Source organism: Ruegeria sp. AP12 (assembly GCF_056540025.1).
This window is the reverse complement of the sequence record NZ_JBQFVZ010000005.1, coordinates 175,349-196,919: the sequence shown is the minus strand read 5'-3', so window position 1 is coordinate 196,919 and position 21,571 is coordinate 175,349. Positions and strand designations below refer to the sequence as shown.

Here is a 21,571-nt window from a genome sequence, read left to right as displayed (position 1 = left end):
TAGCCCTTTCCGGTTGATCAAAAACGGGGCGACCCGAGGGCCGCCCCGATTGGAGTTGGTTACGCGACGAAGTCGTCGTCACTCAGGTCGGTGCTGTTGACACCGGCCAGACGGACCGAGCCTTCGCCTCCGAACGAGATGACAGCGTCGTTGCCATCCTGCGCGACACTCAGCGCGCCGCCGAAGTCCGGACCGAAGTCACCGAACTGGAGCTGGTCGAGACCAACTTCGAAGTCCTGGATCACGTCGTTGCCGAAGTTCGAACCGAACGAGAAGGTGTCTGCACCTGCGCCGCCGATCAGGATGTCATCGCCACCCTCACCGTTCAGCAGGTCGTCGCCTTCGCCACCGTTCAGAACGTTGGACAGATCGCTGCCAAAGATCACATCACCATCGTCCGAGCCGATGACGTTCTCGATGGATTGCAGGATGTCTGTCTCGATCTGGTTCTCGATGACGTCCTGACCGATGACACCGATGCCACCCACGGCATTGACGTCCAGCGTGGCGCCCGCGTCCACCAGCGTGTCCTGCACGACCGGGCCATTCGCGCCCGCCGGTGCATTGTGCAGGTGGATGGCAGAGACAACACCCGGGATCGGCGTGTTCAGGTCGGCTTCGTTCAGACCCACAACGCTGAGTTCGCTAGAATAGGTGACCTCGCCTGTCGCTAGGTTCTGGGTGATGACAACGGTTGCGTCACCAGTGGCGTCGCTGTCCGAGGTCGGCCCAGGCTCTTGCGCCGCGTCCAGACCGCCGCTCAGAGATACGGTACGGATGCCGTTCTCGGTCACGTCGCTATCGACCAGCAGTTGCCCGCGGATTTCACCGCCCGGGAACTCAGAGGTGTGGATGTTGTAGTACAGGTTGCCCTGAACCGCTTGTTCCACGAACTGAGCGCCATCTTCGATAGCCGACCCGAACTGACCCGGTGCTGCGACAACCGCATCGACGACCGAGATGTTGAAGCCCGTATCGCGTGTGGCGGTGCCGTTGCCGTTGGCGTCCAGACGAACCTCGACCGCGACATCCAGATCCGAGAAATCGGCTGTGTCGATGCCGTCGCCACCGTCGATGAAGTCATTGCCCAGACCGCCGGTCAGAACATTGTCCCCATCGCCTGCGATCAGCACGTCATCCCCTGCGCCGCCAACGATGTCACCGTTGGTGGTACCCAGATCGACAAAGATGTCGTCGCCATCGCTCAGCAGAACGTTGCCGTTGATCACACCTTCGTCGTCGTTGACGATGGTCACGCTGGCTGCGTCCGAGGCGTCGATTGCATTGACCGTGCCGCGAATCTCACCTTCGTTCAGGATCGCACCCAGCAGGTTCAGGCCGCCATCGATACGAATACCGGCTGCCGCGTCCGAGTCCTCGGACCCTGCGATCAGGCCTTCGTTGACAACAACACCGGCGAAAGAGGCATCATCCTGGCTGGTGAACAGGCGCAGACCGTCGCCGACCTGATTGCCCTCGACCGCGTCGCCACGACCTTGCAGCGTGCCTTCGTTCAGGATCGCGGCCGAAACCACATCGCCCGAGACGTCACCGGTTTGCAGCGAAACGGCAGACCCGTTGTTGCCGTCACCCGCATCCACCAGACCGGAGTTGTTGAAGGTGTAGTTGTCGGCGGTGCCATCAGCGTAGACAGTCCCGTTGCGCTGGTTGCCAGTGCCGAGGATTTCGCCTTCGTTGACAACTTCCAGACCTTCACCATCGATATTCAGCGCGCGGCTGTCCGAGGTGACGGTGCCACGGTTCACAAAGGAACCGCCTGTGTGATCACCGGTGCCAAAGTACACACCGTTCTGGCCACCTTCGAACAGACCGCCTTCTTCGTTGATCAACTGACCTTGGAAGTTGACGTTGTTCACCGCGCGGAATGCGCCGACGGTGCCGTTAGCCCCTTCCGAGGCGACCACGCCCGCGTTGGTGATGGTGCCCGAGAAAGTCCCGGCGTTGCCAACATTACCAATGCGGATACCGTCACCGGCTGCGTTGGTGCCTGCAGCGGCGTTGCCACGACCCTGGATGGTGCCGTCGTTGTTCAGCTCGAACGAAATCTCGCCTGCAATCTCAGCGCCAAAGCCCGAGCCTTCGTTGCCTTCGCCTGCATCAACAACACCGGTTTCCAGGTTGTTGAAGGTGAAGTCTTGCGCGGTGCCATCTGCGTAAACAGTGCCGTTGCGCTGGCTGTCGGTGCCGACGATGTCACCGGCGTTGTTCACTTCAAGGCCAATGCCATCGATGTTGAACGCCCGGCTGTCCGACGAAATGGTTCCGCCTTCCAGGTTGTTGAACACACCGCCGGTGTGATCCGCGCCTTCGCCTGCGACCGGGTTGCCAAAATAGACACCGTTCTGAACGCCCGAGATATCGCCCGAGTTGTTGAACTCACCCTGGAACGACACACCGTTTACGAAACGCACACCCGCAACAGTTCCGTTTGCGCCTTCCGAGTCGATGGTGCCAGTGTTGTTGATGATCGCGTCGGTGGTGCCGACATTGCCAACATTGCCAATCCGGATACCGTCACCAGCAGCATTTGTACCTGCTGCGGCATTGCCACGGCCCTGGATGGTGCCGGCGTTGTCCAGCGTGAAGGAGTTCGCGCCGTCCGCAGCTCCGCCGATTTCAACACCAAAGCCCGAGCCCTGATTGTGCTCGCCAGCGTCGATGGTCCCGGTAGCCAGGTTGTTGACCGAAAAGTCGTCTGCGGTCCCGTCGGCATAAACGGTGCCGTTGCGCTGATCGTCAGTGCCGAGGATGTCGCCGCCGTTGATCAGGTTGACACCGGTGCCGTCGATGTTCACCGCGCGGCTGTCCGACTGGATCGTGCCGAAGTTCAGCACATCCAGATCATGCGCGCCCTGACCGATATACAGGCCATTTGCAGCGCCTTCGATCACACCGGTCGAGGTGTTCAGAATCTCGCCTTCGGTGTTTGCACCGTCAGCGATACGGATACCAGCAGCGGTGCCTTGGGTGCTTTCCGAAGAAATCAGGCCGCTGTTGACGATCTCGGTGTCCAGAATGGTGCCTTCGGCGCCATTGTCGATGCGGATGCCGTCGCCCGCCAGCGCAGTGTTCGACGCCGCCTGACCCCGGCCCTGAATGGTCGCGCCAAAGCCGTTGAATACATCGGTTTCCACACGGTCGCCGATCTCATCACCGATCTGAAGCGAAACGCCTGCGCCCTGATTGCCTTCACCGGCATCCACGGTCCCGCCCGCGAAGTTCGAGATCGAGATATCCTCGGCCGTACTGTTGGTATAGATCGTGCCATTGCGCTGGTCGCCGGTGCCGAGGATGTCACCGAAATTGCGCACATCGATGCCTTGGCCCTGAATGTCCACGGCACGGCTGTCGGAACTGATCACGCCGCCCCGGAAATTGTCCAGGCTGCCCGAGCTGTCTGCGCCCAGGAATTGAACACCGTTGAAGTCGCCCGAGATTGCACCAAAGTTGCGCACTGCGGCGCTGCCGGTGACCTGAATACCGGTTGCCAGCGCGTCCGGGCCGCTATTGGCGTCGATCACGCCCGAGCGGAAGTTGAAGATGTCAACATCCTGCCCCTGCGCCTGAACAGCCGCGACGGCGTTGTTGGTGACGATCTCGCCAAAGTTCAGCAGGCGCGAGAAATCATTGGCCAGAACAAAAGCGGGTGTGTCATCGACCACCGTGCTCTGGAAGAAGTTGTTGAAAAGGGTTTGGCCGTCGCGGGTCGTCTCTTGCGCCAGGGTTGACGTGGTCAAGAGACGGGCGCGCAGGCTTTCTACGAATTGGGACAGCATGGGTCACTCCGTCAGGTTTGTTGCGTGGTGCAGGCGGCCCGAATGCTTGGGCAGCCGACGCATCAAAGGAGTAGGCCCCACCCCGAGGCGGCGGAAATTCATGGTCCAAATCGGGGCTATAACCGATGCAAATAGTCACAAAACGCGTGAGGTCTGAAACCTTCAAACCCCGAAAAACAAGGCGCTTCACGCATACACGCCACGCGGTTTGCCCTATTCATTTTCGAAAGTTGACAGATTTGTTAACGGAAGTGAGCGTTTATCCCCCCGGATTTCGGGCGCAGGTCTTCTGAATCCGGCCCCTCAGGCGTATTTTGACGGCATGATTGTTCCCATTTCCAATTGTGACGTTTGCCAAAATGAATATCCGTGATCTGGAATACGTCCTTGCGATTGCCAAGCACGGTCAGTTCAGTCAGGCCGCGCAGGCATGCAACGTGTCTCAGCCGGCGATGTCCAACCAGATCAAGAAGCTGGAGAACGAGCTTGGCACTGAATTGTTCCTGCGGCTGAACAATGAAGTACGCCCGACCGCCTGCGGTGCGCGGATCGTGGACATCGCAGCGCGCATTCTGGCCGACGCGCAAAAGATCCGCGATACCGCGACCGAGTTCCGCGACCCCGAGGCTGTGCCCTTCACCATCGGCATGACCCCCACGCTGGCCCCCTATCTGACGCAGTATTTCTCAGAGCTGTTCAACACGTTGTTCCCGCGCATGCGTGTCACCATGATCGAGGACCTGCCGCAGAACATGCTGCAAATGGTCGAAGATCATGCGCTGGACATGGCTTTGGTGGCCAAGATCAACAATAGTGCCGCGTTGGATTTCACCTCGATCTGGTCCGAGCCGCTGTTTCTGGCGCTGCGACAGGGGCATCCGCTGTGCACCTTACCCTCGATCGCACCGGAAGACGTGCCGCCGCATGATTTCATCCGCCTGCCGCACAGTTTTGGCTATGAGCTTGAGGAGCGGTTGCCCAAACATGACCCCTCAACCCGGATCAGCAAGCGCTTTGACCTGACTGCCCTGCGGTTCGAAACGATCTGCCGCCATATCTGCCATTCGGATGACTGCACCATTGTCTCGGCTTTGGCGGCCGAACAATTCAAGCGCGACAACTGGCCGTTGTGCTTTATTCCGTTCGACGCGCCCGGTCATCTGCGCGATCTGGGGGCTGCTACACGCCCCAATTGCCCGAGAAAACCGATGTTGGCGCGGATAGGGGAATACATCCGGGAAAAGCCGCCGGTTGGGGTTATTCCGACCTATCGGTCCGAGCTTCCCGCCGATCAGGGGCAGTGCCCCGCACTTGCCCAAGCCTGAGTTTTCTCGAAACCGATTGTTGACGCAGGGCGGAGGGCAGTTCTATCCGTTGACCCGTGGCAATTGGGGTAGGCAGATGGCAGTGGACATTCGGAACGAAGGCATGCGCATCGGCGGGCAGGTGGTGTTCTCTGAGGCCACCATTCCGGTTCATTATCCCTACACGAACAAGGTCGTCGGCACTGTTCCCGCAGGCACGGTCGATCACGTTCGGCAGGCCTTCGAGATTGCCGCCAATTACACACCCCACCTGACCCGCTATGAGCGCAGTCAGATCTTGCAGCGTGCAGGTGACCTGATCGGTGAGCGGCGCGAGTACCTCGCGAAATGGCTGACGCTGGAGCTTGGGATTTGCCATCAGCACGCGATCTATGAGACCAAACGGGCGCAGGATGTGTTTCAGTTCGCTGCCTCTGAGGCGCTGCGCGATGATGCCGAGGTCTTTTCCTGCGACCTGACCCCCAACGGCAAGGCCCGCAAGATTTTCACCAAGCGCGAACCCGTCCGCGCGATCAGTGCGATCACGCCGTTCAACCACCCTTTGAACATGGTCGCCCACAAGATCGCGCCGTCGATTGCGACGAATAATTGCATGGTCTGCAAGCCGACCGAACTGACCCCCCTGACCGCGCTCAGCCTGGCCGACATTCTGTATGAAGCCGGTTTGCCGCCCGAGATGTTTCAGGTTGTCACGGGCTGGCCGCAAGAGATCGGGGATGAGATGGTCACCAATGACCATATCGACATCATTACCTTCACCGGGGGCGTTCCCGTCGGCAAAAGTATCGCGGCCAAGGCGGGGTACAAACGGCAGGCCTTGGAACTGGGTGGAAACGACCCGCTGATCGTGCTGAACGATCTGGGCGACGCCGATCTGGACAGGGCCGCGGCCATCGCGGTTGCCGGGGCAACGGGCAATTCCGGGCAACGCTGCACCGCCATCAAACGTATTCTGGTTCAAAACAGCGTGGCAGATCGTTTTGTGCCCTTCGTGCTGGACAAGGCCAAAGCCATCCGTTTCGGCGACCCGCAGGACCCGGAAACGGAACTGGGCTGCGTGATCCATGCCGAGGCTGCGGCGCTGTTTGAAACCCGCGTGATGGATGCCGAACGGCAGGGCGCGCAAGTTCTGTATCACCCCGGACGACAGGGGGCCTTACTGCCACCAATCGTGGTTGATCACGTGCCTTATGGCAGCGCCTTGGTGATGGAGGAAACCTTCGGCCCCATCATCCCCATCCTGCGTGTTCCCGACGACGATGAAGCGGTGATGGCGATTTCCAATGGCACACCGTTTGGCCTATCCTCGGGCGTTTGCACAAATGATCTGAACCGCGCGATTGCCTATATCAACGGGCTGCACGTCGGCACCTGCAATATCTGGGAGCAACCGGGCTACCGGATCGAGATGTCTCCGTTCGGGGGAATAAAGGACAGCGGCAATGGTGTGAAAGAAGGCGTCATCGAAGCGATGAAGTTCTTCACCAATGTCAAAACCTACTCGCTGCCCTGGCCTCAGTAAGTGGTTCGCATCTGGTATCCCTGATGGAACGTCATGCGCACGAATGTCACCGGTTTGGCCTGAAACCATGTCGTGCGCTCCAACTGGAACAGGGGCGTTCCGGGCGGGACGGACAGGAAATCTTGCAAGTGCCCCGTGGCCGGAACCGCCGACAGGGCGATCTCCGCGTTTGAAAAGGGCACCTCGGCCAGCAGCCATTCGTTGGGTCCGGTTGCAAGGAAATCCTCGTCCACCACATGGGGGACCGCCTCGACATTGATCCAGCGTTCCTCGAACTGAAAGGGGCGGTTGTCGGCGTGGTGCATGCAGTGCAGGTGAAGGACCTGAGCCCCCTCGGCCAGACCCAGCTTGGCCTGCAACCATGCGGGACAATCAATCAGGGTCCGACTGACCAGAGCATAGCGGTATTCGGCATTCATATCCTCGATGGTTTGGCGAACCACGGTGATCGGCAGCTTGGCCTGCTTGACCGGAGTGGTCACGACCCGCGTGCCACCCTTGCGCTTGCGGGTGATGATCCCTTGCTCGGACAGTTCCCGCAAGGCGCGGTTGACCGTCGCGCGGGCGCAACCGAATTCGGCTGCAAGTTCCAACTCGGTCGGCAACAGGCTGCCTTGTGGCCAGATGCGGGTTTGGATGCGGTTCAGAACCTCGTCGCGGATGTCCTGAAAGCCCATTGTCTTTGGCACGGTCACGGGTTGCTCACTTAATATCTGCCTTTATTCATATTATGTCCGGATTAAATCTGGATGCAAAGCTATCAACCTAATCACAGCGCGGACAAAAGCCCCGCTATCGCGGTTCGGTAAGTGGCGATGATCTGGTCGCGATGGATATGGCGACCGTTGCGCACCTGATGCCGCCCGGCGGACCAAAGGTCGGTCACGACCGAGTCCCTGGCCGCAAAGATCAGCCCGTCCAGCACCTGATCGGGTCGCAGTGCACACAGCGCCGGGTCTTGACTGTCTATGGCGACCAGATCGGCCAGCTTGCCCTCGGCGATCTGTCCTGCATCGCGATCCAAAGCCTGCGCGCCACCCATGGCCGCGCCGCAATAGAGCGTTTGCCCGACCGAGCCTTCACCCACAACCAGCACATTGCGCGACAGATCACGCAGCCGCTGGGAATATTCCAACGTGCGTAGTTCTTCGGTCAGGGAAATCAGCACATTGGAATCTGACCCCACGCCGAAGGCCCCATTGGCTTGCAGATAGGTGGGGCCGTTAAACGGACCATCACCCAGATTGGCCTCGGTGATGGGGCACAGGCCTGCGACGGCCCCGCTGGCGGCCATGGCGCGGGTCTCGGCCTCGGTCATATGCGTGGCGTGGATCAGGCACCAATTGGCATCGACGGGGGCATTGGCCAGCAGCCATTCTACCGGGCGCGCGCCCAGACCGGCCTGTACTTCGGCCACCTCTTTGGGTTGCTCGGCGATGTGGATGTGGATCGGACCAGTGCCTTGCGCTGCCACAGCCTGTGCCAGATCGTGGGGAGATGTGGCGCGCAGGGAATGCGGCGCAATTCCAATTCGGCAGTCCGGTGGCAGTTCACCAAGCGCGTCGCGCGCCTGATCGACCAACGCACAGAACCGGTCCACATCATTGCCGAACCGGGCCTGTCCGGCCTCAAGAGGTTTTTCCCCGACGCCCGCGTAGCTGTATAGCACCGGCAGGTGGGTCAGCCCGATCCCAGTCTCACCAGCGGCAGCCATGATCCGGTCGCTGAGTTCGGCAAGCCGGTCATAGGGCTGCCCGCCGGGTTGGTGATGCAGATAATGGAACTCTCCGACTGCGGCATATCCGGCCTCCTGCATCTCAAGATACACGAGCGCGGCGATGGCCTGCACCTGATCCGGGGTCAGATGCGCGGTAAAGCGGTACATCAGCTCGCGCCAGGTCCAGAAACTGTCGCGACCCGCCAAACGGTATTCGGTCATCCCGGCCATCGCGCGTTGAAAGGCGTGGCTGTGCAGATTGGACAGCGCGGGCAGCAGAGTATCGACGCGGGTGTCTCCCTGCATGGCCGCCGCGTTTGGTGTCAGGCGTGAAATGCGCCCGTCCCGAACCTCCAGCCGCAGATTTTCGGCCCATCCATCCGCCAGCAGGGCGCGGTTTGCGAATATGGTGGTCATATTTGCCTCCGGCTTTATGGATAGACATAAAACACAAACACCTGTACCAGAAAAGAGAGAATTTCACGAGAGGGATTCGAATGCAGGCCCGCGACCACCTGTTCACCGATCTGAATGCCGCGACCATGGTGGGTGAGGCCGCGTACGGGCTGATCCATGGGGCCGCGATTGCCGTTCAGGGCGGTCGGATCGTTTGCGTTGGTGCTCAGACGGAATTGCCTGCCCAGTATTCGGCGCTGCCCAGAACCTCACTGGAGGGCCGTTTGGTGACGCCAGCACTGATCGACTGCCACACCCATGTGGTGCATGGTGGCCATCGCGCGGCCGAATTCGAAATGCGCCTGAACGGGGCCAGTTATGAACAGGTCGCGCGGGCCGGGGGTGGCATCATCTCAACCGTGAAGGCGACGCGAGCGGCCAGTGTCGATGACCTGATCGCGCAGGCGCTACCCCGCGTCGACGCGATGCTGGCCGAGGGCGTTTCGGTGATCGAGGTCAAATCGGGTTACGGGTTGGATCACGAAACCGAGTTGACCATGCTGCGCGCGGCCAGGGCTTTGCCCGAACACCGCCCGGTGCGGGTTGTCACCAGTTTTCTGGGTGCCCATGCTGTGCCTGCGGACTATGCCGGTCGGCCCAAAGATTACATCGCCGAAATCTGCATTCCGACCCTGCGTGCCGCCCATGCCGAGGGTCTGGTCGATGCGGTGGATGCGTTCAGCGAAGGAATAGCCTTCCTGCCCGACCAGTTGGTGCCGTTGTTCGATGTGGCGCAGCAGCTTGGTCTGCCGATCAAGGTTCACGCCGAGCAACTGTCCAATCTGGGTGGTGCAAAGCTGGCCGCCTCATATGGCGCGTTGTCCGCTGATCACATCGAGTATCTGGATGAAGACGGCGTTCAGGCCATGGCCGAGGCAGGCACCGTGGGCGTCATCCTGCCCGGAGCGTTCTATACGCTGCGCGAGACACAGGCCCCGCCGATCGACCTGCTGCGCAAATACAATGTGCCGATGGCGCTGGCGACCGATTGCAATCCGGGCTCTGCCCCGATGACGTCTTTGCTGCTGGCGATGAACATGGCCTGCACCTTGTTTCGCATGACGCCCGAAGAGGCATTGCAAGGAGTCACCACCAACGCTGCCCGCGCGCTGGGTCTGAGCGATTGCGGCCAGATCTCCCCCGGCCTGCGCGCCGATTTCGCGGTCTGGAACGTCTCGCACCCGGCGGAACTCGCCTATCGCATCAGCTTCAACCCGCTTCACGCCCGCATCATCGGAGGTGCATTTTGACCCCGCTGACACTGACCCCCGGCGCTGTCTCGCTGGCGCAATTGGAACAGGTTTACCGCGAGGAATGCGCGGTGCGGCTGGACCCTGCCTGCCGCCCCGGAATCGAAGCGGCGCAGGCGCGCATCGCCGAGGCGGCGGCGGGTGAGGCTGCGGTTTACGGGGTCAATACCGGCTTCGGCAAACTGGCCAGCGTCAAGATCGCCGCTGAGGATACCGCGACCCTGCAACGCAATCTTATCCTGTCTCATTGCTGCGGAGTGGGTCCGGCGATCCCGCGCGCGGTCGCGCGGCTGATGATGGTGTTGAAGCTGCTCAGTCTAGGACGGGGTGCCTCGGGTGTGCGGTTGGAACTGATCGACCTGCTTGAAGCCATGTTCGACAAAGGCGTCACCCCGGTGATCCCGGCACAGGGCTCGGTGGGCGCTTCGGGCGATCTGGCGCCGCTGTCGCACATGGCCGCCGTCATGATGGGTGCGGGTGAAGCCGAATATGGCGGCGAGGCGATGCCCGGCCACAAGGCGCTGATCGCCGCCGGTTTGACCCCGGTGGAACTCGGCCCCAAGGAAGGGCTGGCGCTGATCAACGGCACGCAGTTCTCGACCGCTTTTGCGCTGGCGGGTCTGTTTGGTGCGTGGCAGGCGGCGCAAAGCGCGTTGGTGACTTCGGCGCTGACCACGGATGCGATCATGGGGTCCACGGCCCCATTGCAACCGGAAATCCATACGTTGCGCGGCCATCGCGGCCAGATCGAGGCCGGGGCCACCATGCGCGCGCTGCTGGCCGGGTCGGTGATCCGCGAAAGCCATCGTGAGGGCGACACACGGGTTCAGGACCCTTATTGCATTCGCTGCCAACCGCAGGTGGTGGGCGCGGCGATGGATGTGCTGCGTCAGGCGGCCACCACGCTGGAGATCGAGGCAAATGCCGCCACCGACAACCCTCTGGTCCTGTCCGGGGCCGGGCTGATCGTCTCCGGCGGCAATTTCCACGCCGAACCGGTGGGCTTTGCCGCCGACATGATCGCGCTGGCCGTGGCCGAGATCGGGGCGATTGCCCAACGCCGCATCGCGCTGATTGTCGATCCGGTGCTCAGCTTTGATCTGCCGCCCTTCCTGACGCCCAATCCGGGGCTGAACTCGGGCCTGATGATTGCCGAAGTCACTACGGCCGCGCTGATGAGCGAGAACAAGCATCTGGCCAATCCTTGCGTCACGGACTCAACGCCAACCTCGGCCAATCAGGAGGATCACGTCTCGATGGCCGCCCATGGCGCGCGGCGTCTGGGACAGATGGTGACCAATCTGGAACGCATTCTTGGGGTCGAACTGCTCTGTGCTACGCAGGGCGTTGAATTCCGCGCGCCGCTGCCCACCAGCGAGGCCCTGCAGTGCGTGATGGCCCGGCTGCGCGCGGTGGTGCCGCCCCTGGGCGACGACCGCTATACCGCACCGGATATCGAAGCCGCCCATGCTCTGATTGCCCGCGGTGAGATTGCCCATGGCACAGGCATAGACATGCCGGAGCTTGGCGCATGATCGATCCGGTTGAGGTCACGCGGGGCGACAGCCCCATCGTGCTGGGCCTGCCTCATACCGGCACCTATGTTCCGCCCGAGATCGAGGCCAGGTTGAATGACCGGGGCAGGGGGCTGGCCGATACCGACTGGTATATCCATCAGCTTTATGACGGGTTGCTGCCCGGTGCCACAACGGTGCGCGCCACTTTCCATCGTTATGTGATCGACGCCAACCGCGACCCGTCGGGCGTGTCGCTTTACCCCGGACAGAACACCACGACGCTGGTGCCGCTGACGGATTTTGACGGGCAGGATATCTGGGATGATCCGCCGTCCGAGGCAGACATCGCAGAGCGCCGCGCCGCCTTCCACGCGCCTTATCACGCCGCCCTTGAGGCTGAACTGGCGCGGGTCAAGGCGATCCACGGTGTTGCGGTGCTGTATGATTGCCACTCGATCCGCAGTCATATCCCCTTCCTGTTTGACGGAACGCTGCCGGACATGAACCTGGGCACGAATAACGGCACGACCTGCGCGCCCGAGATTGAGGCCATCGCCCATGAGTTTGCGGCCTCATCGCCCTATGGCACAGTGCTGAACGGGCGGTTCAAGGGCGGCTGGACGACCCGCCATTATGGCCGCCCTGCCGAGGGGCTGCACGCCATTCAGATGGAATTGGCCCAATCCACCTACCTGACCGCCGAGCGCCCGCCGTGGTCCTATGACGAACGCAAAGCCACGCGCCTGCGCCGCTGGTTGAAAGATATTCTCGACGCTATCCACGATACCGCATTGGAGCTTGCCCGATGACTGACCCTCGCAAAAACACCCGTGACGTGTACCCGCCCACCGGGCCTGAACTGAACGCCAAAAGCTGGATGACCGAGGCTCCGCTGCGGATGTTGATGAACAACCTGCACCCGGACGTGGCCGAAAACCCGCATGAGCTGGTGGTCTATGGCGGCATTGGCCGCGCGGCGCGGACGTGGAGGGATTTCGACACCATCGTCGCCAGCCTCAAGGATCTGGAAGAGGATGAAACGCTGGTGGTGCAATCCGGCAAGCCGGTGGCGATTGTGCGGACCCATTCGGATGCGCCTCGGGTGCTGATCGCGAACTCGAATCTGGTGCCGCATTGGGCGAACTGGGATCACTTCAACGAGCTCGATAAGAAGGGTCTGATGATGTACGGCCAGATGACCGCTGGGTCGTGGATCTATATCGGCACGCAGGGCATCGTTCAGGGCACCTACGAGACCTTTGCCGAGGCCGGGCGTCAGCATTATGACGGCGACCTGACCGGCAAGTGGATTCTGACCGGCGGTTTGGGCGGCATGGGCGGCGCGCAGCCTTTGGCGGCGGTCTTTGCCGGGGCCTGCTGTCTGGCGGTCGAGTGCAACCCGGACAGCATCGATTTCCGTCTGCGCACCAGATATCTGGATGAGAAGGCCGAGACGCTGGACGAAGCGTTGGAAATGATCGACCGCTGGACCAAGGCGGGTGAGGCGAAATCGGTCGGCCTGCTGGGCAACGCAGCCGAAATCTTCCCCGAAATCTATCGGCGGATGCAGGAAGGCGGCATGCGCCCCGACATCGTCACAGACCAGACCAGCGCCCATGATCCGGTCAACGGCTATCTGCCGCTGGGCTGGACCATGGCGCAGTGGAAAGACAAGCGCGAAAGCGATCCCAAGTCGGTTGAAAAAGCCTCGCGCGCGTCGATGAAACAACACGTGGCGGCGATGGTCGATTTCTGGAACGCAGGCGTGCCGACGCTGGATTACGGCAACAACATCCGTCAGGTGGCGCAGGATGAGGGGCTGGAAAACGCCTTTGCCTTCCCCGGCTTTGTCCCCGCCTATATCCGCCCGCTGTTCTGCCGTGGCATCGGCCCGTTCCGCTGGTGCGCGCTGTCGGGCGACCCGGAAGATATCTACAAGACCGACGCCAAGATGAAAGAGCTGTTCCCCGAGAACACCCATCTGCACAACTGGCTCGACATGGCGCAGGAGCGGATCGCCTTTCAGGGCCTGCCCGCTCGCATCTGCTGGATCGGCCTGGGCGACCGCCACAAGGCGGGTCTGGCCTTCAACGAAATGGTGCGCACTGGCGAGTTGAAAGCCCCCGTGGTGATCGGACGGGATCATCTGGATTCGGGCTCGGTCGCAAGCCCGAACCGTGAGACCGAGGCGATGAAGGACGGCTCGGATGCGGTTAGCGACTGGCCCTTACTGAACGCGCTGGTCAACACCGCCTCAGGGGCGACATGGGTGTCGCTGCACCATGGCGGCGGGGTTGGCATGGGGTTTAGCCAGCACGCGGGCGTGGTGATCTGCGCCGACGGTACGGATGAGGCCGCAAAACGCCTTGAGCGGGTCCTGTGGAACGATCCGGCCTCGGGTGTCTGGCGGCATGCCGATGCGGGGTACGAGGATGCCAAAGCCTGCGCGCGCGATCACGGGTTGCGGCTGCCGGGCATTTTGGGCTGACACCCTGTTTCTCAATTGCGTACGAGATCGTCACAGAAAGACGATGCGTCATATTGGGGTGATTGGCGTATAGAGTGTTGCGTCAACACATTTTATCGATAATAACTCCAAAGCAACGCAAGCTGCAGGAAATTTTATAGATAAAATGATCATCCCCCACTCCGGCTGGACCCGCAAAACTGCGCAAGCTGTCTATGACCTTCCGTTGATGGATCTTCTGTTCCGGGCACAAACCGTGCATCGCGAGAACTTTGATCCCAACAAGGTCCAGACCTCAAAGCTGTTGTCGATCAAAACCGGCGGCTGCGCCGAGGATTGCGCCTATTGCTCGCAATCGGCCCGCAACGGCTCGACCCTGCCGGCGTCGAAACTGATCGAGATCCAGCGCGTTCTGGCCGAGGCGAAGAAAGCCAAGGATGGCGGCGCGACGCGGTTCTGCATGGGGGCGGCGTGGCGCGAGCCCAAGCCCCGCGACATGCCTGCGCTGGTCGCCATGGTCGAAGGCGTCAAGGCGATGGGTATGGAAACCTGCATGACGCTGGGCATGCTGGATGACACTCAGGTCGTACAACTGCGCGATGCCGGGCTGGACTATTACAACCACAATATCGACACGTCGGAACGCTATTATTCCGAAGTCATCACCACCCGCACCTTCAGCGACCGGATCGACACCATGAACCGGGTGCAGGAAGCCGGGATCAAGGTCTGCTCGGGTGGTATTCTGGGCATGGGTGAGCATTCGGGCGACCGCATCGACATGTTGCTGACGCTGGCCAACATGCAGCCCGCACCGGATTCGGTTCCGATCAACATGCTGATGCCGCAGGCGGATACGCCCCTGGCCGATGCCGAGCCGATTGACCCGATTGAGTTTGTGCGGATCATCGCTCTGGCCCGGATCCTGATGCCGAAATCCTATGTGCGTCTGTCCGCCGGTCGCAGCGACATGAGCGATGAGATGCAGGCCATGTGTTTCTTTGCCGGTGCGAACTCGATCTTTGTGGGTGAGACGCTGCTGACGGCCGAAAACCCCGAAGAGGATGTGGATTCGATCCTGTTCGCCAAGCTGGGTATTCAGCCCGAGACGGCAGAAGATCACGCGCAGACGGAAGCTGCCGAATGACAGCAGTCGATCGGCTGGAGTCGATGCTTGGCACGCTGGATGCGCGCCATCGTCGTCGCCATTTGGCGGCGGCGAAAGGGCTGGACTTTGCGTCGAACGACTATCTGGGGCTGGCGAGCTCGCAACTGTTGCGGGACGCCGCGCAGGACGCGGTGGCGCGTGGCGTGCCAGTGGGGTCCGGCGGGTCGCGCCTGCTGCGCGGCAACCACCCCGAACACGAAGTGCTGGAGCATGAGGCCGCCGCGTTTTTCGGTGCCGAGGCTGCCCTGTTCATGGGCGGCGGGTTTCAGGCCAATCAGGCGATCTTTTCCACCCTTCCGGCGGCAGATGATCTGGTTCTGCACGACGCGCTGGTCCATGCCAGCGCCCATGAAGGGATGCGCGCCAGCCGCGCGGATCTGCGATCGTTCCGGCACAATGATGTAAGCGATGCCTGGGCGGTGGCTGCAGAATGGCGCGCGGCAGGGGGCACCGGGCAAATCTGGCTGGCCGTCGAAAGTGTCTATTCGATGGAGGGTGATCTTGCCCCGCTATCGGACTTCGCGACCCTTGCAAAGGAGTTCGATGCGGTTCTCGTTGTGGACGAAGCGCACGCCACTGGCGTCTATGGCGCGCACGGAGAAGGTCTGGCGCATGATCTGGACGCGCAACTGTTGACATTGCACACCTGCGGCAAAGGGTTGGGTGTTGCCGGGGGGGTGATCTGCGGACCTCGGGTGATGATCGACGCGTTGATCAACCGCGCACGACCGTTCATCTTCGCAACCGCTCCTTCGCCGCTGAATGCAGCGCTGGTGCGCGCGGCTTTGCAGGCGCTGGTCTCGGACGAAGGGCTGATACAGGCCGCGAAGAACCGCATTCGCCATACGCATTCGGTTGCGCGCCAGCAGGGCGTCGCCGAAACCGCGCTGAACAGCCAGATCATCCCGGTCATTCTGGGCGATGAGGCGCGCACGATGGCTATGGCCTTGGCCCTGCAAGAGCGAGGCTTTGACGTGCGCGGCATCCGCCCGCCCACCGTTCCGCGCGGCACGTCACGCCTGAGGATCTCGATCACCGGCAATGTGGATCATGCCGACATCTCGGCCCTGTTCACCGCGCTGGCCCAACAGCAATCGGAGGCCGCATGAGCGCGGTGATCGTCACCGGCACCGATACGGGTGTCGGCAAAACCGTCTTCTCTGCCGGGCTGACCGCTGCCTTGGGTGCGACATACTGGAAGCCGGTGCAGTCGGGGCTGGAAGACGCGACTGACACCGACATCGTTCGGGACCTGTCCGGTGCCGAGGTTCTGCCCGAGGCGTATCGCCTGAACATGCCCGCCTCGCCCCACCTGTCCGCCGAGGATATGGGGCTGGAAATCGATGCAAAGCGCCTGTCTCTGCCGCAGGTTGACGGGCCCTTGGTTGTCGAAGGGGCAGGGGGCCTGATGGTGCCGCTGAACCGCAAGCTGTTCTATCTGGACCTGATCGCGCAATGGGAGGCCCCGGTTGTACTGGTCGCGCGGACCGCTTTGGGCACGATTAACCACACCACTTTGTCTCTGATGGCGCTGCGAAATGCAGGGTGCCGCGTGGTGGGCGTGGCTTTTGTGGGTGAGCCCGAGCCGGATGTGGAACAGACCATCGTCCAGATGTGCGATGTGCGCCATCTGGGGCGTCTGCCCATGCTGCCCGACCTGTCGCGTGACGCTCTGGCCAACGCATTCCAGGCCATCGATGTCGATGCCATCCGGGGGGCGCTATGACTCCGCTGGATTTTGACGCCCGCCACCTGTGGCACCCCTATACCAACGTGGCCGATCCCGGCCCGATGCACCTGATCGACCGGGCCGAGGGGGTGTATCTGTACCGCGAAGACGGGGCGAAGATGATCGACGCCATGTCCTCATGGTGGTGCGCGATCCATGGGCATAAGCACCCCGATATCACCTCGGCCATGCAGCACCAGCTGGAGAAGATGCCGCATGTGATGTTCGGCGGTCTGACCCATCACCCGGCCATCGATCTGGGGCGCAGGATGGTTGACATGCTGCCCGAGGGGTTGGACCGGATATTCTACTGCGACAGCGGCTCGGTCTCGGTCGAAGTGTCGATGAAAATGGCAGTGCAGTATCAGATGGCGCATGGCCGCACCGGCAAGGTCGAGTTTGCGACCGTGCGGGGCGGCTATCACGGCGACACCTGGAAAGCGATGAGCGTCTGTGACCCGGTCACCGGGATGCATGGGCTGTTCCGAGGTGCCTTGTCGATCCAGCACTTCCTGCCGCGTCCGCATGTGCGGCTGGATGAAGACTGGCCTGAGGATTCGGCGCAAAACGGGCTTGAGCCGTTGGAACGCCTGCTTGACGAAAAGGGCGACCAGCTTGCGGCACTGATCCTTGAACCCGTCGTGCAGGGCACTGGGGGGATGTATTTCTATCACCCCGAATGGCTGCGCGCGGCGCGGGCCTTGTGTGTCGCCCACAACGTTCTGATCATCTTTGACGAGATCGCAACCGGCTTTGGCCGCACCGGCAAGCTGTTTGCCATTGATCATGCGGGTGTCACACCGGATATCCTGTGTCTGGGCAAAGCGCTGACGGGCGGGCATATTTCGTTCGCGGCGACGGTGACCAGCGAGAAGATCGCCTATGGCATCGGCAACAGCGAGGCGGGTGTGTTCATGCACGGTCCAACCTATATGGCCAACCCGTTGGCCTGTGTCGCGGGTTCGGCCAGCCTTAGCCTTCTGGCCGAAGGTCAGTGGACCGGGCAGGTGGCTGCCATCGAAAACCAGATACGGGCTGAACTGGAACCCGCCCGCCACTTGCCGGGTGTTGCCGATGTCAGGGTCCTGGGCGCGATTGGTGTGATCGAGATGAAGGATACGGTTGATCCCCGGGTCGCGCACCGCCTTGCCCCGCAAACCGGCGTCTGGCTGCGCCCCTTTGCGCGCAACATCTACACGATGCCGCCTTACATCATCTCGGCTGATGACCTGAGCCGCGTCACGGCGGCCATGGTCGCGCTGGCCGGAGGTGCGCAGTGAAGCATCAGTGGCTGTCACGCTTGGACGGGACCGACCTGACCCTTGTCTTCGGGGGCTGGGCACTTGGGGCTGCGCCTTTCGATGGTCTGACCGATGCGGACAACCTGTTGCTTGTTCAGGATTACACGCAAATCGATGCGCCACTACCGTTGGATGGGTTTGATCGCGTTCGCCTTTTGGCGTTTTCTTTCGGGGTTGCCTCGGCAGCGCATTGGCTGGCGCAGACCGGTTTCCGGCCTGACCGGCTGGTTGCCGTCAGCGGGACGCTGAACCCGGCCAGCGCCGAATTTGGCATCGCACCCGACCTGATCCGCGCAACGGCGACCAACTTGTCAGAGGCGAGTTTCACCAAATTCTGCCGCCGGGCCGGATTGATTGGGCAGGCACCCGCGCTGGACATTGCCGCCGCACGTGCCGAACTGCTTGCCGTGATCGACAGGGGCGCGGCCCACGATCCCGGCTTTGACCGCATCTGGATACCGCAGCGGGATCGTGTGATCCCCACCACCGCGCAAGAGGCCGCATGGGCGGATCGGTCAGACATTGTCCGGCGCGTCGATACCCCTCATGTCCCGTTTGCGGCGGGTCAAAGCTGGGCGGGGTGGTTTGCATGACAGCCCATCTAACAGACAAGGTGCAACGCAGTTTCAGCCGCAGTTTTCACACCTATCACGATGCGGCAAACCAGCAGGCCTGGGTGGCCGAGAAGCTGGTGGACGAGTTACACCGGCTGGGCGCGCCCAAACGGTATCGGGCGGGCTTCGAACTGGGCTGTGGCACCGGTCATCTGAGCCGTTTGTTGCGCGCGCAGTTCTCGGTTGATCACCTGAGCCTGAACGACATCGCCCCGCAGGCCCGCGAAACGGCACATGCGGTGGATGCCGGGTTTGTCGAAGGTGATGCGCGGCAGGTATCCTGGCCCGCGCATATCGATCTGTTGGTATCTGCCTCGATGATCCAGTGGATGGAGAACCCGGCTGATCTGTTGCGCAAAGCGGCCAAGGCTCTGGCCCCCGGCGGTTGGCTAGCCGTATCGGGTTTCGGCCCGAAACAGTATCAGGAGTTGCGGCAGATCGGATCCGCTGCGCAGGCACCGGGCCTGTGTGGGGCGGAGGAAATGCGCGCAGCTATCGAAGATGTACTGATCGTCAAATCCGCCGGTGAGAGCCTGCGGCCCTCCTACTTTGCCACCCCGCGCGACGTGCTGCGGCACCTGCGCAACACCGGCGTGAACGGTCGCGCGCAACGTGCCTGGACCAAATCAACGCTGGCCCGGTTCGAACAGGACTATTGGACAGAATTCGGCGATGGGCAGGGTGTGCCGCTGACCTACCATCCGGTCTGGATCATTGCCCAGAAACGCGAAGGCTAATCCTTTACCACCAGATCGATTTCGTTCTCGGCCAACATGTCGCGAATGCCCTGCGACGGCTGGGTGTCGGTGAAAAACAGGTTGATCTTCGTCGGAACCTCAAGCGTCACGGGCGCCCGTTTGCCCAGCTTTTCGCCATCGGCCACCACCACACGCACCTGAGCGTTGTCGATTGCGATCCGCGCCAGGTTGGCCTCTTGCAAATCATGCAGCATGAAGCCCAGATCGGCGTTTACCGCCCCAACCGACAGGATCGCAAAGCGGACGTTCAATCGCCTGATCAACTCCTGCGCTTCCACCCCGAACGCGCCGCCGTCGTGGGGGCGCAACTCACCCCCGGCCATGAACACGCGGTTGTTGTTATGCGCGGCCAGCGTGTTGGCCACGACAACTGAATTTGTCACCACAAACAGGTCCTTATGATCCCGAAGGGCCTGCGCCACATAGGCTGTCGTCGACCCGATATCGAGGAACAGGGAATCCCCGTCACTGATGATCTCGGCGACGGCTTTGGCCAGCTTTTCCTTGGCGTCGACCTTGCTGTCCAACCGGCTTTCCAGCGAAGGTTCCAGCAGGTTTTCGACCAGATGAACGCCGCCATGGACTTTGCGGACGATACTGCGCTCTTCCAGATTGCGCACATTGCGGCGGATGGTTTCCAGCGTCACGCCAAGTTCATTGGCCAGCACGCTGACCCGACAGGATCCGCCCGACCGGAACAGGGCGCGCAAAATCTCATCTTCTCGCTGATTTGTGGTTTTCAGGTTCATTGGGTCCATGGTGATGGCAGTAGTTGGCACTAGGGGTACCACAACTACCACATAAAGCAACGAAATTGCCAGAATTTGCGCGGTTAGGTTTTAACTTGAGAGTAATTGTGTGGCTTAACGTGGTTTTTATTGACACAAAACCCCACAATGTGGTCGTCTTTCAATAATACCACCGATTCACAAAGAAAAACCACGACAGGGAGATGGTATAATGCAACTCAAACTGGGACTTAGCGTATTGGCTTTGGCGGTTGCGGGCGTGACCTCGGCGGGGGCTGTGGAATCCTCGGACCCGATCAAGCTGACGCTGCATGACTGGTCAGGGCAATTGATCAACACCAAGATCATGGGCTCGATCCTGCAAGAGGCAGGGTATAACGTCGAATATGTGCAGGCCGACTACATCGCCCAATTTGCGGGTCTGAAAACCGGCGATCTGCATCTGGCGATGGAGATCTGGGAAACCACCGGGCGCGAGGCGCTGGATGAGGCGACAGCCTCGGGCAATGTGGTCAATGTGGGCGAAACCGGGCTGATGGCGATCGAGGAATGGTGGTATCCGACTTACATGAAAGACCGCTGCCCTGGCCTGCCGAACTGGGAGGCGCTGAAAGACTGCGCCGAGGAATTTGCCACCGCCGAAACCGCGCCAAACGGGCGCTATGTAGGTGGTCCTGTGACCTGGGGCGGGTTCGACGAAGAGCGTGTCGAAGCGCTGGAGCTTGAGTTCGAGGTTGTCCACGCGGGCACCGATGCGGCCTTGTTTGCCGAATTGGAATCCGCCTATCAGCGCGAAGATCCAATCATGCTGTGGGTCTACGTTCCTCATTGGGCACCGGCAAAATACGACGGTGAATTCGTTGAATTCCCGCCGTTTTCCCCGGAATGCTACGCCGATCCGTCCGTGGGGGTGAATCCCGATCTGGCCTATGACTGCGGCAAGCCGCGCGGCCCGATCTGGAAGGCGGCCTGGTCCGGTTTGCAGGAAAAATGGCCGGGTGCGTATGACATCATCGAAGCCTACAGCATCAATAACGATGAGATGAGCGCGATGGTCGGCAAGGCAGATCTGGACGGTGTCGAGATTGATACCGTTGTTGCAGATTGGATGGGGGCCAATAAAGACCGCTGGTCTGGCTGGATCTCCAAGTAATCTGCATTGGCCGGAGCGGTCACCCTGTTCTCCCCAACCGCTCCGGCT

At 61.3% G+C, this 21,571-nt stretch carries 17 protein-coding genes; 13 read left to right on the top strand and 4 right to left on the bottom strand.

Annotation, left to right across the window (positions count from 1 at the left end; translation table 11 throughout):
• Nucleotides 1-59: 59 nt before the first annotated feature.
• Nucleotides 60-3,797: a beta strand repeat-containing protein gene (locus tag ACR0E6_RS15005; protein ID WP_480584770.1), complete on the bottom strand. Its 3,738-nt coding sequence runs from the start codon at nucleotides 3,795-3,797 to the stop codon at nucleotides 60-62.
• A gap of 359 nt (nucleotides 3,798-4,156) precedes the next feature.
• On the opposite strand from ACR0E6_RS15005, the gene ACR0E6_RS15000 reads away from it, so the two are divergent.
• Both ACR0E6_RS15000 and phnY read left to right on the top strand, forming a co-directional pair.
• Nucleotides 4,157-5,122: a LysR substrate-binding domain-containing protein gene (locus tag ACR0E6_RS15000; RefSeq protein ID WP_170453865.1), complete on the top strand. Its 966-nt coding sequence runs from the start codon at nucleotides 4,157-4,159 to the stop codon at nucleotides 5,120-5,122.
• 76 nt (nucleotides 5,123-5,198) lie between these two features.
• Complete coding sequence (phnY, locus tag ACR0E6_RS14995) at nucleotides 5,199-6,644, top strand: phosphonoacetaldehyde dehydrogenase (RefSeq protein ID WP_480584766.1); 1,446 nt, start codon at nucleotides 5,199-5,201, stop codon at nucleotides 6,642-6,644.
• Here phnY and ACR0E6_RS14990 read toward each other — a convergent pair.
• Together ACR0E6_RS14990 and ACR0E6_RS14985 are read right to left on the bottom strand one after the other, a co-directional pair.
• Nucleotides 6,638-7,339, bottom strand: coding sequence for a GntR family transcriptional regulator (locus ACR0E6_RS14990; RefSeq protein WP_480584762.1), 702 nt, complete (start codon nucleotides 7,337-7,339; stop codon nucleotides 6,638-6,640). The genes phnY and ACR0E6_RS14990 overlap by 7 nt on opposite strands.
• Before the next feature lie 74 nt (nucleotides 7,340-7,413).
• Entirely contained in the window at nucleotides 7,414-8,778 is a 1,365-nt protein-coding gene (locus ACR0E6_RS14985; RefSeq protein ID WP_480584760.1) for a formimidoylglutamate deiminase, read from the bottom strand.
• Nucleotides 8,779-8,858: 80 nt separating this feature from the next.
• Here ACR0E6_RS14985 and hutI point away from each other — a divergent pair, with 80 nt between their 5' ends.
• From hutI to ACR0E6_RS14935, 10 genes are all read left to right on the top strand, one after another.
• Complete coding sequence (gene hutI / locus ACR0E6_RS14980; RefSeq protein ID WP_480584758.1) at nucleotides 8,859-10,067, top strand: imidazolonepropionase; 1,209 nt, start codon at nucleotides 8,859-8,861, stop codon at nucleotides 10,065-10,067.
• Entirely contained in the window at nucleotides 10,064-11,602 is a 1,539-nt protein-coding gene (gene hutH / locus ACR0E6_RS14975) for a histidine ammonia-lyase (RefSeq protein WP_480584755.1), read from the top strand. The genes hutI and hutH overlap by 4 nt, the downstream gene beginning before the upstream one ends.
• Complete coding sequence (gene hutG, locus ACR0E6_RS14970; protein ID WP_170522681.1) at nucleotides 11,599-12,393, top strand: N-formylglutamate deformylase; 795 nt, start codon at nucleotides 11,599-11,601, stop codon at nucleotides 12,391-12,393. The genes hutH and hutG overlap by 4 nt, the downstream gene beginning before the upstream one ends.
• Entirely contained in the window at nucleotides 12,390-14,072 is a 1,683-nt protein-coding gene (gene hutU / locus ACR0E6_RS14965) for a urocanate hydratase (RefSeq protein WP_480584753.1), read from the top strand. The genes hutG and hutU overlap by 4 nt, the downstream gene beginning before the upstream one ends.
• Nucleotides 14,073-14,217: 145 nt before the next feature.
• The gene (gene bioB, locus ACR0E6_RS14960) at nucleotides 14,218-15,198 is read left to right on the top strand and encodes a biotin synthase BioB (protein WP_170453854.1); all 981 of its coding nucleotides are present in this window, start codon (nucleotides 14,218-14,220) and stop codon (nucleotides 15,196-15,198) included.
• Nucleotides 15,195-16,328, top strand: coding sequence for an 8-amino-7-oxononanoate synthase (locus ACR0E6_RS14955; protein ID WP_480584750.1), 1,134 nt, complete (start codon nucleotides 15,195-15,197; stop codon nucleotides 16,326-16,328). Before bioB ends, ACR0E6_RS14955 begins: the two co-directional genes overlap by 4 nt.
• Complete coding sequence (bioD, locus tag ACR0E6_RS14950) at nucleotides 16,325-16,945, top strand: dethiobiotin synthase (protein WP_480584748.1); 621 nt, start codon at nucleotides 16,325-16,327, stop codon at nucleotides 16,943-16,945. Before ACR0E6_RS14955 ends, bioD begins: the two co-directional genes overlap by 4 nt.
• Entirely contained in the window at nucleotides 16,942-18,228 is a 1,287-nt protein-coding gene (bioA, locus tag ACR0E6_RS14945; RefSeq protein ID WP_480584745.1) for an adenosylmethionine--8-amino-7-oxononanoate transaminase, read from the top strand. The genes bioD and bioA overlap by 4 nt, the downstream gene beginning before the upstream one ends.
• Complete coding sequence (locus ACR0E6_RS14940; RefSeq protein ID WP_480584742.1) at nucleotides 18,225-18,842, top strand: pimeloyl-ACP methyl esterase BioG family protein; 618 nt, start codon at nucleotides 18,225-18,227, stop codon at nucleotides 18,840-18,842. Before bioA ends, ACR0E6_RS14940 begins: the two co-directional genes overlap by 4 nt.
• Nucleotides 18,839-19,600 (top strand): methyltransferase domain-containing protein, encoded by a 762-nt coding sequence (locus ACR0E6_RS14935; RefSeq protein WP_480584739.1) that lies wholly within the window; start codon nucleotides 18,839-18,841, stop codon nucleotides 19,598-19,600. The genes ACR0E6_RS14940 and ACR0E6_RS14935 overlap by 4 nt, the downstream gene beginning before the upstream one ends.
• On the opposite strand, the gene ACR0E6_RS14930 is transcribed toward ACR0E6_RS14935, so the two are convergent.
• Nucleotides 19,597-20,400, bottom strand: a complete 804-nt coding sequence (locus tag ACR0E6_RS14930) for a DeoR/GlpR family DNA-binding transcription regulator (protein ID WP_480584736.1) — start codon at nucleotides 20,398-20,400, stop codon at nucleotides 19,597-19,599. The genes ACR0E6_RS14935 and ACR0E6_RS14930 overlap by 4 nt on opposite strands.
• 181 nt (nucleotides 20,401-20,581) lie before the next feature.
• Here ACR0E6_RS14930 and ACR0E6_RS14925 point away from each other — a divergent pair, with 181 nt between their 5' ends.
• The gene (locus ACR0E6_RS14925) at nucleotides 20,582-21,523 is read left to right on the top strand and encodes an ABC transporter substrate-binding protein (protein WP_170453845.1); all 942 of its coding nucleotides are present in this window, start codon (nucleotides 20,582-20,584) and stop codon (nucleotides 21,521-21,523) included.
• Nucleotides 21,524-21,571: the final 48 nt, after the last annotated feature.

Coding starts and splice junctions, on each gene's coding strand:
- ACR0E6_RS15005 (WP_480584770.1), bottom strand. CDS start 3,797: ATGCTGTCCCAATTCGTAGAAAGCCTGCGCGCCCGTCTCTTGACCACG.
- ACR0E6_RS15000 (WP_170453865.1), top strand. CDS start 4,157: ATGAATATCCGTGATCTGGAATACGTCCTTGCGATTGCCAAGCACGGT.
- phnY (WP_480584766.1), top strand. CDS start 5,199: ATGGCAGTGGACATTCGGAACGAAGGCATGCGCATCGGCGGGCAGGTG.
- ACR0E6_RS14985 (WP_480584760.1), bottom strand. CDS start 8,778: ATGACCACCATATTCGCAAACCGCGCCCTGCTGGCGGATGGATGGGCC.
- hutI (WP_480584758.1), top strand. CDS start 8,859: ATGCAGGCCCGCGACCACCTGTTCACCGATCTGAATGCCGCGACCATG.
- hutG (WP_170522681.1), top strand. CDS start 11,599: ATGATCGATCCGGTTGAGGTCACGCGGGGCGACAGCCCCATCGTGCTG.
- hutU (WP_480584753.1), top strand. CDS start 12,390: ATGACTGACCCTCGCAAAAACACCCGTGACGTGTACCCGCCCACCGGG.
- bioB (WP_170453854.1), top strand. CDS start 14,218: ATGATCATCCCCCACTCCGGCTGGACCCGCAAAACTGCGCAAGCTGTC.
- ACR0E6_RS14955 (WP_480584750.1), top strand. CDS start 15,195: ATGACAGCAGTCGATCGGCTGGAGTCGATGCTTGGCACGCTGGATGCG.
- bioD (WP_480584748.1), top strand. CDS start 16,325: ATGAGCGCGGTGATCGTCACCGGCACCGATACGGGTGTCGGCAAAACC.
- bioA (WP_480584745.1), top strand. CDS start 16,942: ATGACTCCGCTGGATTTTGACGCCCGCCACCTGTGGCACCCCTATACC.
- ACR0E6_RS14935 (WP_480584739.1), top strand. CDS start 18,839: ATGACAGCCCATCTAACAGACAAGGTGCAACGCAGTTTCAGCCGCAGT.
- ACR0E6_RS14925 (WP_170453845.1), top strand. CDS start 20,582: ATGCAACTCAAACTGGGACTTAGCGTATTGGCTTTGGCGGTTGCGGGC.